This window comes from Alicyclobacillus vulcanalis (assembly GCF_900156755.1).
Classification (GTDB): Bacteria; Bacillota; Bacilli; order Alicyclobacillales; family Alicyclobacillaceae; genus Alicyclobacillus; species Alicyclobacillus vulcanalis.
The window spans coordinates 200,436-213,017 of sequence record NZ_FTOO01000003.1; the positions used below are offsets into that span (position 1 = coordinate 200,436).

Genomic DNA, 12,582 nt, shown 5'->3' on the forward strand with positions numbered 1-12,582 from the left:
GCCCTCAGCCGCCCTCACCGGCCCCATAACGCCCGCCCGTGCCGCCGCCGCGTGCGCACAGCCGCCCCCGCGCCAAGTGCCACACGCGCATGCCGCCTTCAGCCTCGCACTTGCCCGTGCCCGTGCACCACGTATTTGTAGCTCGTCAGTTCGCGCAGCCCCATCGGACCGCGAGCGTGCATCTTCTGCGTCGATATGCCGATCTCGGCCCCAAAGCCAAACTCGTAGCCGTCCGTGAAGCGACTCGACGCGTTGTGGTAGACCGCCGCCGCATCGATCGCCGCGAGGAACGTCCGAGCCGCGTCGTCATCCTCCGTCACAATCACTTCCGAGTGGCGCGTGCCATACCGCTCGATGTGCGCAATGGCGTCTTCGAGCGTGTCCACCACGCGCACGGCCAGCACCAGATCCAGGTACTCCGTCTCCCAGTCCGCCTCCACGGCTGGCACGGCCGCAATCCCGGCATGGCTCAGGATCGCGAGTGCACGCGGGCAGGCGCGCAGCTCTACGCCGCGTTCAACGAGGGCCCGCGCCGCGTCTGGCAACCAGGATTCAGCTATCTCCTCGTGCACGAGCAGCGTCTCGGCCGCATTGCAGACCGACGGGCGCTGCGTCTTCGCGTTGACCACGATGCGGGTGGCCATGTCAACATTCGCGGCGCGATCGACGTAAACGTGGCAGTTCCCGACGCCCGTCTCGATCACCGGCACCGAGGCGTTCTCCACCACGCGCTGGATGAGCCCCGCGCCGCCGCGCGGAATGGCGAGATCGACCAGGCCCCGCGCGCGGATGAGCACGTCAACCGCGTCGCGGTCCGTGTGCGCCACCAGCGACACGGCGGCTTCGGGAAGGCCCGCCTGCCGCAGCCCGTCGTGGATGGCCGCCACGAGCGCCTGGTTGGACTCCAGCGCCTCGCTGCCCCCGCGCAGCACGGCCACGTTCCCCGTCTTCACCGCAAGCGCCGCCGCGTCCACCGTCACGTTCGGCCGCGCCTCGTAAATCATGGCGATCACGCCCATGGGCACGCGCACCTTGCGGATGTCGAGCCCGTTGGGCCTGACGATCCGCTCGACCTCCTCGCCCACCGGATCCGGCAGGGCCATGACTTCGCGCACGCCCTCAATGATCTGCTGCAGTCGCGCCTCGTCGAGCATCAGCCGGTCCACGCGAGCTGCCGGTTGCCCTTCGCGCCGCGCCGCGCCCACGTCGGCCGCGTTGGCGGCCAAAATCTCGCTCCTGCGCGCCCAGATGGCATCCGCCATGTGCGCGAGCGCCTCGTTCTTCACGCGCGTCGGGGCCGTGGCCATGGCCCGCTTGGCCCCCTGCGCCGCCTGCAGCGTCGCGCGCACGGACGCCACAAGGTCCGCCTTCGTGTCGAGACTCATCCCGCCGTCGCCTCCGTCCAAATCACCATGTCGTTGCGATGCACCACTTCGTGCAGCGCGTGCACATCCTCACCCGCGCGCTTTTTCTCCAGCCACTCGGCGAGATCGCGCGATGAAAAGTTGGAAATCCCTTTGCCGAACGCCGCGCCCGAAGGGCCCACGAGCTCCACCACCGCGCCTTCCTGGAACTCGCCCATCACGCGCACAATGCCCGGCAACAGCAGGCTCTTGCCGCCTCCGATGAGCGCCCGCATGGCGCCGTGATCGACCTGCAAGGCGCCCTCCGGTTTCGGCGCGTGAAGCAGCCACGACTTGCGCAGGCTCACCGGCTCCGGCGACGGCAGAAAGCGCGTGCCCACCGCCTCGCCGGCGAGCACCCGCTCGAGCACGCGCGGCTCGTCCCGGTGGGCGATCACGACCTCCACGCCCGACTGCGTGGCGATCTTCGCCGCCGCAATCTTCGTCCGCATGCCGCCTGTGCCCGCGCTCGAGCCCGCCCCGCCCGCGATGCGCTCGATCTCGTCCGTGATGGCCTCCACCTCCGAAATCCGCTGCGCGGTCGGATCCAGCCGCGGATTTGCGGTGTAGAGCGCGTCGATGTCCGTGAGGAGCACAAGCTTCTCCGCCTCCGCCACCAGCGCGACGAGCGCCGCCAGCGTGTCGTTGTCGCCGAAGCGAATCTCGTCCACCGCGACGGTGTCGTTCTCGTTGATGATCGGCATCACGCCGCGCTGCAGAAGCGCCATCACGGTATTGCGGATGTTGACAAACCGCTTGCGATCCTCGACGTCCGCCCGCGTCAAAAGCAGCTGGCCCACGGCGATGCCGTGATCGGCAAATAGGCGCTCGTAGTGCTCCATGAGCAGCACCTGGCCGACAGCCGCGGCCGCCTGCTTCTCCGGCATGGAGATGTGCGCCCGCTGCCAGCCGAGCCTGCCAAGCCCCGCCGCAATGGCGCCTGAGGAAACCAGCACAAACTGGCAGCCTACCTCCCGCTCGAGCCGCGCCATGTCAGAAACGAGCTGACTCATGCGCGCCAGCGCGAGCGACCCGTCCGCCTGCGTCAGCGAGCTCGATCCAATCTTCACCACAAGCCGCCTGCGCCCGCGACCCTCCCTCGACATGCCCTCATCCCCCAAGCGTCGTCCATTCTGCTGGCTCAGCCCGCCACGAGCCGATTCTCGAGCCGGCCAAGGCCATCAATCTCGCACGCCATCTCGTCACCCGGCTTCAGCCACACCTTCTCCGCGCGGCCCAAGATGACACCCTCCGGCGTGCCCGTGTAGATGAGATCGCCCGGTTCGAGCGTCATGATGCGGGACAGGTCGGCGATCACCTGCGCCACCGTGAAAATCATGTCGGAAGTGGAGGAGTTCTGCCGCAGCTCGCCGTTCAGATACAGGCGCAGTCCGAGCCGCTGCGGATCCCCCACCTCGTCCGCTGTCACAAGATACGGGCCGAGCGGCGCGAAGCCGTCGATGGCCTTGCCATACAGCCACTGGGGCGTGCGCATCTGGAGATCGCGGGCGCTGAGGTCATTGCCGATGGTATAGCCGAAGACCGCCTCCAGCGCCTCATCCTCCGACACGTTGCGGCACCGCCGCCCCATCACGGCCACCAGCTCCACCTCGTAGTCCACCTCGCGCGCCACTTCGGGAATGGCGATCTCGTCCCCATGCCCGGCCAGACTGTTCGCAAATTTGGCGAAATACACCGGTGACGAGGGGATGGGCATCTTCGATTCCTCGGCGTGCTTGCGATAGTTGAGCCCGACACACAGGATCTTCTCCGGGCGCGTCACCGGTGGCGCAAGGCGCAGCTGTCCAAGCTTCCCCGCAACGACCCCCTTCTCTTCGATTTGAGCCAGCGCCGCCCGATGCTGTGCGTCATTCGCGATCACGTCGAGCATATCGGTCGGCACAGATACGCCCAGTTGCGCCGCACTCGCCGCGACGTCGATCACGTCATCACCTCGCACAAGCCCGAGGCGCCGCTCGTCGTTGTCCCTATACACGCAGAGCTTCATGTCCATCTCTCCCTCGTCCAAAGCGGCAGTGTGCTGTCGCCATTGTAACAAATTCGACGAGGGATGCCCCAGCAAAGCGGGGATGGAGAGGGTCGTGGAGTCGACGGCCTGTGCACGAGGCGCGCCGTTCGTGAACCCTACAGCAGCCCTTGGCGAAGAAGGCGCCCCTAGCCGCAGATTCGCGATGGGTCAATGGACACGCTTGTCCATTCCCGCCCATAGCATCTCGCGCAGCTTAAACTTCTGCAGCTTCCCCGTTCCTGTACGTGGAAGCTCGTCGACGAAGTGATAGGCCTTCGGCACTTTGAAGTGGGCCAACCGCGCACGGCAAAACGCGTTTAGCTCGTCTTCCGTCACGTTTGCACCTGGTTTTCTTACAACGAAGGCGACCGGCACTTCACCCCACCGCTCATCCGGCCGAGCGACGACCCCCGCCTCCAAGACACCCGGGTGTTGATACAGCACGCCCTCGACCTCGACGGACGAAACGTTTTCCCCGCCGGAGATAATCACGTCCTTGAGGCGATCGACGATTTCGATGTGCCCGTCAGGATGCACAACGGCCAGGTCCCCCGTATGAAACCAACCGTCGCGAACGGCCTTCGCCGTGTCTTCGGGATTCTTATAATAGCCGTCCATGACCACGTTTCCACGCGCGACAATCTCCCCAATATCCATTCCATTCCACGCCACTTCCGAGCCATCGTCATGCACCACGCGCACGTCTCCCGCAAAGATCATCTCGACGCCTTGGCGCGCCTTTGCGCGTGCGCGCGCGTCCTCGTCCAGCACCTCCTTGTCGCGCGTCCATTCGCAATACGTGATGAACGGCGCCGTCTCCGTCAGCCCGTACACGTGGATGATCTCCATGTTGAGATACCGCTCTGCCTTTTCGATCACGGCCGCCGGCGGAGGCGAACCTGCAGTCGCCATCCGTGTCCTGTGCGGAATCCGGATGGACTCCACGCCTGGATGCTGCACAAGCATGTTCACAACGGTGGGCGCGGCGCACGCGAGCGTTACCCCCTCTTCAGTGAACAAGCGGAGGATCACGGCCGGATCGACCTTTCGCAGGCACACGTGCGTCCCGCCGACCGCCGTCAGCGCCCAGACGCCACCCCAGCCGTTGACGTGAAAGAGCGGAAGCGTGTGGAGGTATACGTCATCGTGTTCGACGCGAAGGTGAAACAGAAAGTTGGCGGCATTCAGGTAGCTGTTGCGGTGTGTCAAGACCACACCCTTCGGCCTTGAGGTCGTCCCGCTCGTGTAGTTGATGCTAAGGGGTTGATTTTCGTCAAGGTCGATCGCAATGGGATCATCTGGAGCAGCAGCGAGTACTTCCTCGTAGTCCACGGCCTGCAAAGGAGAACTGTGCCCCCTGTTCACCTGAATGACCGTGTGCAATTGAGGCAGGGACGAGAGAATCGGGTCAACGACGCTCCCCCATTCGCTGTCCACAATCAAAACCTCGGCGTCGCTGTGATCCAGAATGTAGGCTATCTCCTCGGCCTGAAGGCGAATATTGATAGGTACGATTGCGGCGCCCAGCTGGCAAATGCCGAAGAAAGCTTCGAGCATGGGATGCGTGTTGGGACAGAGCACCGCTACCTTGGAACCGTTTTCAACCCCTGCGCGGCGCAGCGCATGAGATAGCCGATTCACGCGCGCCCCAAACTGGCGATACGTGAAGCGCACGTTCTCGTCGATCACGGCGACCTTCGCGGGATACAGCTTCACTGCTCGGCGCAACCAGTCGACAGGCGTCAGTGCAACCTGCATGCGAACTCCCCCATCCACTGAGTTCTCTTCAGTCTATAGTTCAAAATCTATTCTGTATTCTGATGGAGGGGGAATGAAGAAGTCAACGGCCATCGTCTCGGCCCTACTATGGGGAACACGGAAAATCCACCAGGCGACACGCTGGTGGATTCCTAAGAGAGGACTGCAGCCGTCTAATGCTCCCCGAGCAGATGGGCTCGCCATTCGTCCGGGATGGGCAACGGCCGACGCGTGACAGAGTCGACCAGAACTACGGTCATCTCCGCCGTTACGCATACGACGGAACCGCGATAGATCTCGAAACGCCAGTTAATCGACGAGCGCCCGATCCGTTCGCACCTCGTGAGAACCTCGATTTCATCGTCATAGTAGAGCGGATGGTGATACTCACACGTGAGCCTCACACGCGGCAGCTCGTACCCCCCACGACGGAAATCGCCAACCCGCACACCCAAAGTGCGCATGGCCTCCCTCTCGCCCACCTCTAAATAGCGGAGCGGAGCCGCGAAATGAAGAATACCCGAGGCGTCAGTGTCGCCGAACGCCACGCGATCTCGCGTTCGAAAGATTCTCATTCCCGACCACCTTTGCCAAGAGATATCGAACGGGCGCGACGGCCGACGCCCGGTGAAACACTATCCTCACGCGTGATGCGGGTAACGAGCGGTCCGGTCGCTGGAATGACCACCGCCTTCGATTTCACATCGATCACGCCGGACGGCGTGATCCTAAGTCCAGGCAAAAAGTCGCACGTGAGAAAAAGAAGGCTATACAAGATGTCGTGAAACGGATATCCCGCTTCGCGTACCGCCTCGGCGATTCCGCGGGCAACGCGTAAGGCAGTTTCAAAGCGATGGTCCATGATCATCATGCCCGTGAAGGGCAGGGCAGCACAAAAACGCTCCTCGCCCTCCTGGTAAAGAGCAATGCCTCCCTCCATGGCGTGCACACGCGCGGCGGCCCTGGCCATGGACACCGGATCGCGCCCCATCACGAGCAGGTGCGTGGTCGTGTTGTACGTGGAGGCCATTCCGTCGACAAGAGGCACAAAGTTACTTACGACCGCGTGCGTAATCCATTGACCGTCCGAGTCGACCAGGGCTGCATATGTCAGCCCAGGTGAATCGTCCAGACTCACATAGTCCGATCGTACGGGAAGGTCGTAGTCCACCCGCTCCGTGATCACGGCCGATCGAAATCGAATGACAGGCACGGTCGCGCGCTGCCCATTGCGCCTCACCGAGGAAACCGGAAATGCGTACAGCGCGGGATCCGCCACAACGGACTCGGGCACAAGGAAGTGCGCCCGCGATTGATATCTCTTCCAATCGATCTTTGGTAGGGAAACGGACAATCGGCCGCGCTCCGCGACCACGCGTCCCGCCGAAAGCACCATGTCAGCGCAGAAGTCGCGCAAATCCTTGACCACCACGGCGTCGGCTCTACGGCCCGGCGCGATACCTCCCAATACGTCGTCCAGTCCGAGGTACGTGGCCGCATTGATGGTGGCCATCTGAACCGCCTGCACAGGAGGCACGCCAGCAGAAACGGCGCGGCGAATCAGGCCGTCTACAAACCCGCGCTCCTCGATGAATGTCGGATTTGGACCATCAACGGTCATGCACAGACGGCGAGTGTCCGCGCCGTGTTCCGTCACCGCTCGGACGACCTCGTCGAGATCGGGCCGAAGTGAGCTGTCGCGCAGGACCGTCCATAGGCCCAAACGCAGGCGATCCAGCACTTCCTTTGCCGTGATCGCTTCGTGACATGCCCCGATGCCCGCCGCGACCACGGTGTTCAATCTCTCGTAGGAAGCGCCTGACGTGTGCCCGTCACACACCTTGCCGCGCGCATGCGCCGCTTCCAACGTCTCAATGGCCCATCGATCCCCGTCATACAGCATGGGCCAACGCGTGATCTCCGCCGTCCCGACGACGTCGGCGCGGTCCAGCAACGTCTCAAGCGCCGCTGGATGGAACACCTCTCGTTCCTCGCGATACTCCGCCTGTGACACGACACGAGCCAACCACAGGTGCAGTCCGGGTAGACCCGCCAAATCGTCCAGCATACGCTGAAAGCCATCAAGCCCTAACCGTAGGAAGAAGAACAGGTTGTCGTGAACGAGGGTCGTCGTCCCCAGAGGTAGAACGCGAGCCGTCAAACTTACAGGATTATACACAACCCACGGATGCGAGTGGGGCTCAATGAGCCCAGGGACGATGTACTTGCCTTTCGTATCCAAGATGTTCGTCTCATGTGCCCCTGGCTCCCGCGGCCCCACGTACGCGAACCGATCCCCGCTGATCGCGATGTTCGCCTCAAGAACCTCTCCGCTGTACACGTTCACCACACGCCCGCCGACAATCCACAAGTCGGCTGCCCGATCGCCTCGAGCCACATCTACCAGGACGCCTCGAGGCGTTTTGAGCCTAATTCGATTTCCTCTCGGCATCGCGGTCACTCCTGTTTCGCGAGCATCTCCAGCCCCTGTTCCGCAGTCTCTCTCAACTTGAATCGCTGAATCTTGCCTGTGACCGTCTTCGGAAGGCTGTCGGTGAACACAAACTGCTTCGGGCACTTGTAATGAGCCAGGCGATCGCGCACGTGACGGCGAAGTTCCTCGGCAACCTGCTCCGGCGCTCCGGACCGATCCTTGAGCACCACATACGCGACGGGATGCTCGATTCCCTGAGCGTCCTTCACACCGATCACAGCAGCCTCCACGACGAGCGGATGCTCCAGTAGAGTAGCCTCGACCTCAATCGGCGACACCCAAATCCCGCCGGATTTCAACATGTCGTCCTCACGGCCACAGTAGTAGAAGTAACCGTCCACATCCCGGTAGTACCGGTCGCCTGTGACATACCATTCCCCACGAAACTTCGAACAAGTCTGTTGATGCAGATTCCAGTATCCCTGCGCGATCGAATCACCCTTCAGGAGGAGCTGACCAGGCTCTCCAGGGGGAACGTCGCGGCCTTCCGAATCGACAATTTTCACCTGATACCCCGGAACCACGTGCCCGGTCGATCCAGGACGAATGTCACCCGGCCGGTTCGAAATGTAGATGTGGGTGGCTTCCGTCGAACCAATTCCATCCAGAATCTCCACACCGAAGTGGCTCCGGAACCGGTGAAAAACGGCTGCCGGCAAGGGTTCGCCAGCGGAAACCCCGTAGCGCACGGACGAAAAATCAGGAACGTGCTGCGTGCGGTCACACCATTCCACGATGGCGGCGTACAAGGAAGGCACCCCAAAGAAGAGCGTTGGCCGGTATTTAACAACCCACTCGCACACGCGCTCGGGCGTCACCTTGTCGCGTAGAAGGATTCCCGTCGCCCCGGCCCCGAGAGGAAAATACATGCCGTTCCCAAGGCCGTACGCAAAAAACAATTTCGAGGCAGAGAACAAGCGGTCCGATTGCGTGACCCCCAACACGGATTGGGCGTAGTTGCGGAAGGAAACCTCCATGTCGTGTTGTAGGTGCACCACGCCCTTCGGCCTTCCCGTGCTCCCCGAGGTATACAACCAGAATCCCATGTCATCGTAAAGCGTGTTCGCGGGCACGAGCTCTCGGGGCATGCGCGCCACGGCCTCCCGGAAGTCGAGGAGCGCGCATGGCGATCGGTCGTGGGATGAGAGTTGCTCCACCGCTGAATCATCGCGCTGGATGATCAGCGCACAGCGGAGGTAGGGTAACTGATTCACCAGGCCGGCGATTTGCGGCCAAAGCGCTTCCTCCACGACCGCTACGCAAGCCCGACAGTCGTTCAAGATATAGAGATAGTCGGCTGCGCTCAGCATGGTGTTCGTGGGAACAGGTACGGCACCGACTTTCACAGCCCCAAAGAAAGCGCTAACAAACTCGATAGAATCGTAGCACAATAGCGCGACCCGATCTTCCATCTGAACCCCAAGATCGCGAAACAGGTTGCCGGCCTGGTTGACGGCACCATACAACTCCGCGTACGTCGTCTGACCATCCTCATGCAGAAAGGCAATTCGGTTGCCCATGCCCTCCTCGACGCGGCGATCCACAAACTGGACCGCCGCGTTGTAAGGGGACCGTGTTACCAGCTGAGGATCTCCGGAAAGCTCCAGAGCCAAGGCCAACGCCTCCCTCACGGCACACTTCAAACGCCCTGGAACTTGGGCGTGCGTTTCTCGAGAAATGCCGACAGCCCTTCTTTTGCGTCCTGAGAGCGGAACAGGAGATTCTGAAGCTCACCTTCATATCGGATGGCCACATTGAGGGGCATTTCCTTACCGTTCATGATCGACAACTTGATGTTGGACACGGCGTAACTAGCGCTCGTGGAGAGCCGATGCGCGTATTCAAACGTTCGTTCACGAACCTCCTCTGCCGGGAACACTTTGTCGACGAGCCCGATTTCCAAAGCCTCGCGCGGTTTCAACGTCCGACCAGTGATGCAGAGGTCGAGCGCCTTCGAATACCCGATGAGCCGCGCCATCCTCTGTGTTCCACCCGTTCCAGGTAAAACGCCCAGTGTAACCTCCGGCAGTCCGATCTGATACTCGCCGTCCGCCGCGAAGCGCAGGTCACAGGCCAGAGCCATCTCCAGTCCTCCGCCCACCGTGTGGCCTTCCAGCATCGCGATGAACACCTGCGGCGACCGCGCAATTTTGTCCAGCGTCTCGTTGCAGAACAGGCAAAACTGGGTCTTGTATCGAGGATCAGCTTGACGCAGAAATTCAATGTTGGCTCCGACGGAGAAGAACTTGGGATCGTCACTCATCAGGATGGCGACGTGGATATCCGAGTCTAATCGAATTTCGTCGATGGCACTGTTGATTTCGCGGTAAACGTCAAAGTCGTACGAGTTCCCCTTTTGCGCGTGCAGGTGAATTTCGGCCACGCCATCCTCTTTTTTCACCGTGACAAATTGCATCCTGTCATGACTCCCTTCAGACTTGGTTCTTGTCGAAAACCATTGGGTCCCTTTTCTCAGAACCTCGTTTGCGAACCCGGATTATGGGCCCTCTAAGAGCGTGTCCGAGTAACCAAAAATTCTGCATGTTCACGCGGAATAAAGAGTAAAATTACTAGAAATATGCCGAATCGCGTGTTGGATACATAAACAGTACTCGGACACATCTCCTAGTCCAGAAGCTCGAGGTGTTCGTAAAAATAGCGCTCCGCAAGCGGCGACAGAAACTCATGATGTCTTCGAAACAACTGTCGCGCCTCATTGCCGATCCAGTCCGGAGGCAACAGTTCCGTCGGCAGTCGAGGATCGATGAAGAGAAACTTGCGGAACTCGTGCACGAGTTGCGTCCTCTCGACAAAAGCCTCTTCAGCCGTCAGCTCACCCATCACCATTTTCTGATGAAACATTTGATGACGTGAGGAAAATTCAACGACAAAAGCGTCATACCGCCTGGCCACGTCCTCCATATCCCACGCCTGATGGACAACGTCCTGCATGAACTGCGGTCCCTCATACAGTGCGGTGAAAACGTGGACGCGATTGGTCAAGCCATATTCCTCAAGCATTTGTCGAAGCGCGTTGTACCGCTTGTGAGGAGATACCCAAAGATCCCGTCCCAGGCTTCCAAAGCCCATCCACTCGAGCTCGTGTCGCAACCGCTCACGCGTTTCCCGCTCCAACTGTGACACGTTGCATACGACCACTTGCCACTCGCGGTCCCAACGCGGCTCTTCCCAGTTATAGACGCGTCGCACCCCGTCCAGGATCCGGCGTTTTCCCTGCTCGGACAACGCATAATAACTCTTCTGACCGTTGCGAAAAACCTCTAACAACCCCTGTTGAACCATTCGCGAGAAGGTCACCCGAGCAGCGTTTTCCGTGACACCAAGTGCACCCAAGTAGCGAATTAAGCTCCCGACCCAAACCTTTACGTTCAAATCGCGAAAGTTATCGCCGAAAATCGTGAAACATAGCGAGGCTGGTCGCATTCTACGGGATCCCCTTCACGTGCCGAGTCAACATCATCCGATTTTATCCTATCACGTTCGACTCGGCATGACACGAACAGGATCCTCAGCCGTGAATACTCAACGTGCTACCAACGGATCACCTCGAACACAGAGCGGCAGTGATTGCAGTGCGCCTGGCGAACCAGCTGTGACTTTCCAACCGGAGACGTTACTCGCGCATCGCCGAATCCGCAATACGGACAGCGCGCATGCGAAATCACGGTTGCATTGTCGTCTGATGGACTAATGCCGTAACCCGGCCCGAGGCAAGCGGTATGTGCCACACAGAGCGGGCTCGATTCACACGCTCCACCGCCTGGTTGGGATCGACTTGATTCGCCAACCCCACTAACCACCGAGACACTACCTCCTCCCATCGCGAGTGTTCGTCCGCGAACACCCGCGGTACAGCGCCCGTATCTTCAGCAAATCGATTGCACCACGCTCTTGAGAACACGATGTGCTCTCTCAACTCGTTCTCCATCTTCGATATTTTTTGTAGCGACGTGGCATCACCCTCCTCACGAATCCAGGACAGCACTTCCAGTGCCGCGACGTTGATCAGGTGCGTGGCGACCATCAGAGGAATCCATTCTTGAATCTCGGTGAGCTGTTGAACGCCTGAGCCTCCCGGTCCCGACACATCCGAGGTCTCTCCATGCCACTCAGAGACCCAATTGTACAAAAGGCGTGCGTGACCCAGTTCAGCCTGGGCGAAAGCCACACAGACCAAGGCCGATTGCAGTTCAGGGGCGCTCACCCCGACCTCCACCAGGCGATCCCCCAAATGGAACTTGCTATCGGCCAAGGACAGAAGGATGGGCGCCCATTTTGCCGGATCCATTCGCTCACGCCCCCTCCACACGAATCGAGCGATTTCCCTGCCGAATCACCCAACCGAACTGCTCCGAAGGAACCACCGCGAGGTCGAACCAACTTTCCTCGTCATAGATGTGATGCGCCAGAATTCGCGCTGCGACGTCCGAGAACGCTTCCACTGAACCGATGTGACAGAATGGGTCCCCACGCTGACTGCGTGCAAACACCTCGTACCTGCGCCATGTGCGCGTCACGGTATGGCCACCCCCCATTTCCGCATCTCAGCGCGGGCCTTGGGCGTCAATCGTTCAGCCGTCCAAGGCGGATCCCAAACGACGCGAATTCGCACGTTGGCAGCACCTTGCTCCCGAAGGCGAGCCCGAATATCCTCTTGTATCCACTCCATGCACGGACACCCCACCGACGTATACGTCAACGTCACTTCCACCGTTCCATCCTCACATTCCTGAACGTCGTATATGAGGCCGAGATCGACAACGGAGAGAGGCCACTCGGGATCCGTCACGCGTTCCAGTGCAGCCCAGTACGATTCAAGCCCCACTGTTCTCCCTCCTTCCCATCACCGGCGGGCGGCTCACTGGTGGCACCTGCCG

The 12,582-nt window shown here is 60.8% G+C and carries 13 protein-coding genes; all 13 read right to left on the reverse strand.

The window, feature by feature from the left end:
* Positions 1-98 precede the first annotated feature (98 nt).
* Positions 99-1,385, reverse strand: a complete 1,287-nt coding sequence (locus BW934_RS05170; RefSeq protein ID WP_076345790.1) for a glutamate-5-semialdehyde dehydrogenase — start codon at positions 1,383-1,385, stop codon at positions 99-101.
* Positions 1,382-2,509: a glutamate 5-kinase gene (gene proB, locus BW934_RS05175; protein ID WP_076345792.1), complete on the reverse strand. Its 1,128-nt coding sequence runs from the start codon at positions 2,507-2,509 to the stop codon at positions 1,382-1,384. The genes BW934_RS05170 and proB overlap by 4 nt, the downstream gene beginning before the upstream one ends.
* A gap of 35 nt (positions 2,510-2,544) precedes the next feature.
* Positions 2,545-3,411, reverse strand: coding sequence for a fumarylacetoacetate hydrolase family protein (locus BW934_RS05180; RefSeq protein ID WP_076345794.1), 867 nt, complete (start codon positions 3,409-3,411; stop codon positions 2,545-2,547).
* A 189-nt stretch (positions 3,412-3,600) separates the two neighbouring features.
* Entirely contained in the window at positions 3,601-5,190 is a 1,590-nt protein-coding gene (locus BW934_RS05185) for a long-chain-fatty-acid--CoA ligase (protein WP_076345796.1), read from the reverse strand.
* 173 nt (positions 5,191-5,363) lie between these two features.
* Complete coding sequence (locus BW934_RS05190; RefSeq protein ID WP_076345798.1) at positions 5,364-5,765, reverse strand: acyl-CoA thioesterase; 402 nt, start codon at positions 5,763-5,765, stop codon at positions 5,364-5,366.
* Entirely contained in the window at positions 5,762-7,642 is a 1,881-nt protein-coding gene (locus tag BW934_RS05195) for an adenine deaminase C-terminal domain-containing protein (RefSeq protein ID WP_084182497.1), read from the reverse strand. Before BW934_RS05195 ends, BW934_RS05190 begins: the two co-directional genes overlap by 4 nt.
* A gap of 5 nt (positions 7,643-7,647) precedes the next feature.
* Positions 7,648-9,297: a benzoate-CoA ligase family protein gene (locus BW934_RS05200; RefSeq protein ID WP_234969579.1), complete on the reverse strand. Its 1,650-nt coding sequence runs from the start codon at positions 9,295-9,297 to the stop codon at positions 7,648-7,650.
* Between the two features lie 26 nt (positions 9,298-9,323).
* Positions 9,324-10,100 (reverse strand): enoyl-CoA hydratase/isomerase family protein, encoded by a 777-nt coding sequence (locus tag BW934_RS05205; RefSeq protein WP_076345802.1) that lies wholly within the window; start codon positions 10,098-10,100, stop codon positions 9,324-9,326.
* Positions 10,101-10,309: 209 nt separating this feature from the next.
* Positions 10,310-11,128 (reverse strand): PaaX family transcriptional regulator, encoded by an 819-nt coding sequence (locus BW934_RS05210; RefSeq protein ID WP_076345804.1) that lies wholly within the window; start codon positions 11,126-11,128, stop codon positions 10,310-10,312.
* A 107-nt stretch (positions 11,129-11,235) separates the two neighbouring features.
* On the reverse strand, positions 11,236-11,433 hold the full coding sequence (locus BW934_RS15560; protein ID WP_076345806.1) for a PaaD-like zinc ribbon domain-containing protein: 198 nt from the start codon (positions 11,431-11,433) through the stop codon (positions 11,236-11,238).
* Positions 11,367-11,993 (reverse strand): Phenylacetic acid catabolic protein, encoded by a 627-nt coding sequence (locus BW934_RS05220; RefSeq protein WP_076345808.1) that lies wholly within the window; start codon positions 11,991-11,993, stop codon positions 11,367-11,369. Before BW934_RS05220 ends, BW934_RS15560 begins: the two co-directional genes overlap by 67 nt.
* 4 nt (positions 11,994-11,997) lie before the next feature.
* Complete coding sequence (locus BW934_RS05225) at positions 11,998-12,222, reverse strand: hypothetical protein (RefSeq protein ID WP_234969583.1); 225 nt, start codon at positions 12,220-12,222, stop codon at positions 11,998-12,000.
* Positions 12,219-12,530, reverse strand: a complete 312-nt coding sequence (locus BW934_RS05230) for a metal-sulfur cluster assembly factor (RefSeq protein WP_076345812.1) — start codon at positions 12,528-12,530, stop codon at positions 12,219-12,221. Before BW934_RS05230 ends, BW934_RS05225 begins: the two co-directional genes overlap by 4 nt.
* Positions 12,531-12,582 lie beyond the last annotated feature (52 nt).